The sequence below is a fragment of the Zooshikella ganghwensis DSM 15267 genome (genome assembly GCF_000428585.1).
In the GTDB taxonomy this organism is placed as follows: Bacteria; Pseudomonadota; Gammaproteobacteria; order Pseudomonadales; family Zooshikellaceae; genus Zooshikella; species Zooshikella ganghwensis.
Map to the genome: position 1 here is coordinate 1 of NZ_AUAF01000333.1, position 1830 is coordinate 1830.

3 protein-coding genes are annotated in these 1830 nt (G+C 41.6%); all 3 read left to right on the forward strand.

Annotated features, from left to right (window positions below):
• The first annotated feature begins 187 nt into the window (after positions 1-187).
• Positions 188-391, forward strand: coding sequence for a hypothetical protein (locus tag F607_RS0126660; protein WP_027710420.1), 204 nt, complete (start codon positions 188-190; stop codon positions 389-391).
• Positions 392-753: 362 nt separating this feature from the next.
• The gene (locus F607_RS0126670) at positions 754-1131 is read left to right on the forward strand and encodes a hypothetical protein (RefSeq protein WP_027710422.1); all 378 of its coding nucleotides are present in this window, start codon (positions 754-756) and stop codon (positions 1129-1131) included.
• 108 nt (positions 1132-1239) lie between these two features.
• The gene (locus tag F607_RS32165; protein ID WP_169719860.1) at positions 1240-1656 is read left to right on the forward strand and encodes an Imm63 family immunity protein; all 417 of its coding nucleotides are present in this window, start codon (positions 1240-1242) and stop codon (positions 1654-1656) included.
• The last annotated feature ends 174 nt before the right edge of the window (positions 1657-1830 follow it).

The following is a 1830-nucleotide window of genomic DNA, read 5'->3' on the forward strand; positions in this document are numbered from 1 at the left end:
GTATAACACCCCTTCAAAAAAACAAAATACCCTTTATTATCAATTAGATAAGTTAAAATTCATGATATGAATCTGGCTCAAATAGTGAGAACCAGTTAAAATTAATCAGAGTGTTATACGTCAATGCGACGTAATGTATTGCGTCAGAGTGACGTTCATTAATAGTTATGTGTAATCAGGGATCAAAATGAAACTCACAGATTTTCCAGAAGGAACTGAATTTTACATCAAGGAATTTGATGTCCCATTGGCAAATATACCAAATAAGGGCTGGGTTAACCTCTTCGGCGGAAAACCCAGGGCATTCGATGCCTCTGGGCTAAAGCCAGGAAATAATTGGCCGGCTGCAAACTTCGAAGAGTGGGCAAAGGTAGTTGAAAATTCAAAATGATTAATTTCAATATATCTCAAATGGGCGCGTTAATTCTTAATGAGAATTGTAAGCTTTCAAGTCTGCTTAAATCCCAGATTTCTGCAGCACCATCAAAGGCTGATATTTGGCATCTGCGTTGTGAAATAAATGAATTGGTTGGACTTCGGAGGGAACTAGCAAAAAGAGTCGAGAGTAATACTGGATGCTCTTCTTTGGCATTGGTTCAAGAAGAAGTCGAAGAAATATGCAAAAAATACACATAATAACACAATGATGCTGACCTACCTTCTGCTCGCCAAATCATGCACGCCAAAGCTTAGCATAATTTGTCGCGCTCCAGGCGGTCAGCTTATCATAGGCGTTGTGTGCTCGAGTAGCTTATGGAATCTATAGAAATAGCGTTAAATTTGGATTCAGACCTCATTGAGCAAGAAGCAGATGAGTTAGCTTTAAGAATTATGAAGTCAGTTGATGGTACTCGGAAAGATATCGTAATGGATGTTGCGACAGCATTGTGGAATATCGGCCAGTGGCGCAATTCAGGAGTGGGATATTCTGAGTATACAAGTGATGTTATCTCTAAATGGTTGGAGAATAGCTTCGACGAGAATGCGGAGCATGTAAATAGGCTTATAGACGTAATATATGAGCTTACTTCGAAAGAGTCGGACAATATGGTTAGAAGGCTTTTGCAAAAAGCGAATAATGAAAACATAAAGGGGTGCTTGCTTGAGGCTTTATCATATAAGCGCACATAACAAGGCGGTTGCACGCCGACAATTTTTCCGCGTGCCATTTTGTGCACGCAAGCTTAGCACAAAATACCCCGCTCCAAAATTGCGGGTGTACCGCGGCGTTAAATGCCTATGAAGAGTATCGCGTTCATTCAAAAAGAAGTAAGACGGATCGGAAAGCAACTCTGCGGTGAAAGCAAGCCTGCTTACTTATTCTCTGTCGCTAGCTCACCTACACATTCCGGTGCTCCGCATGTTGAAATAGTAGGCGACGAATACCACTTCGTAGTTACTGAAAGAGGCTCAGAATTTGAGCGCCAGAAAACCAAGAATGTAGATGATATTCTTTATTGGCTCGTAGAAGGTGATGTCGGCGATCTTGCGAGAACATGGGAGCTTAAAAACAGAGTCGAGGGTCAAGATTCTAGGCGTTTATGGTTTAAAAAAGAAATTGAGCTTTTGAAATCCGTCAACTCTGAGTGGGCATCTCGCAAAGAAGCGGAGCAAAAGCAGGTATTAACTGAGCATCCGTTTAATGACAGCATTTAATCGGGTAAGAGCTGGTATCTACCCAGCTCTCCCCACACCACCCTGCATGCGGGTCCGCACAGGGCTGTTCATTTAATTTATCCGTTAGGATAATGAATTTTGATCCATCCTTCCCTGAGTGAAAATAATCCAGCCTGAAAATAGCCGATTCGCAGGGTTATCGGCTATTTTTTT